Genomic DNA, 1,130 nt, shown 5'->3' on the forward strand with positions numbered 1-1,130 from the left:
CTTCAAAACTATGAATCATCTGTTCGTCATTTTCATCATAAATCTCACTCTCGTTTTTTTTGATATCAAAATCATCTGTTTCAAAATCTTCCTCGTACTCAAAATGATCAGCCATTTTTAACTCCTCTGGATAAATTAAATCACAAATTTTTGTATTATAAATAACCGCATAAGCCAAATTATTTGAGATTAATAAAACATCACCAACTTCAATATCAACAAGACTTCTGTAACATGTTTTACTAAATCCAATTACAAAATGAATGGAGCAATATAACGATTTTTTGTCTAACGCTGGAGCGTTTCCGTATTGGCAGACTGTGACTTTATCTAACCAAAGATTCAATTCCCCTGTCCATATTCTTATTAGTGGTTGAGCAGGGCTCAATACTCCATCAAATACTTTACCTACGCGCAAACGATTATATTTTAGTTCAGGATGCTTTAGATTTAACGGGGAACTGGATAAACTGAGGCATTCCCCTATTAACCTTTCCGTTTCTGGCATTAAAGCCATCCCAGCGAGCTCAGATGAAATTAAGGGAAATATTTCTCCAAGCAATACCCATCCAGACCAGCTGCCACTCTCTTCTGCTATCGGTAGCCATTTAGCACTAAATTCGGGCATTAATAATGCAACATCTTCGCCATTTTCTTTCCAATTTTGAAAAGTGGTTTCAAACGTATGAGTGTTTCGATTTACTTTCCTCAGACCGAACATTAACTTTCATCCTTCTGATCGTTTTCGAATTTGCTTTCATTTTCTTGCTCCTCATAAGGCTGATGTCGTTGTCCTTGTCGTTCATCTTGCTCAGTCAATACCCAACGTTGTGCTGTAACTCATTATGAAAACTATTTAATTCCCTCATCATTGATAAGGTTGGACATCTCTTTCAACATGAGAGTCATTGAAGCTTTCGACCAATTTAGCGGAATGATAGGGCTTGGCGCTTCATGCAAAGTTCCCGACTTGTGGATATAGTTATAGCTTTCGGGAAGTGCCATTTCTGGTACGCTCCTGCCATTTGCACCAATCATATTCTCGCCTGTTATTTGGGCCAATGATCTATTCATAAATTGTACTGAGTCATTCAAATACTCTTCTTTTCTTGATTCTTTATAAACAATTG

Annotated in this window: 3 pseudogenes; all 3 read right to left on the reverse strand. The window is 36.9% G+C overall.

From position 1 onward, the window contains the following. Positions 1–761, reverse strand: a pseudogene (locus RTW80_RS25715) (YscQ/HrcQ family type III secretion apparatus protein); the annotation flags it as partial. After that, positions 721–840 (reverse strand): annotated as a pseudogene (locus RTW80_RS25720) (type III secretion protein); the annotation flags it as partial. The pseudogenes RTW80_RS25715 and RTW80_RS25720, both read right to left, overlap by 41 nt. Positions 841–852: 12 nt before the next feature. Further along, positions 853–1,130: pseudogene (locus RTW80_RS25725) on the reverse strand (hypothetical protein); the annotation flags it as partial.

This window comes from Escherichia sp. AM3 (assembly GCF_032029835.1).
In the GTDB taxonomy this organism is placed as follows: Bacteria; Pseudomonadota; Gammaproteobacteria; order Enterobacterales; family Enterobacteriaceae; genus Escherichia; species Escherichia coli.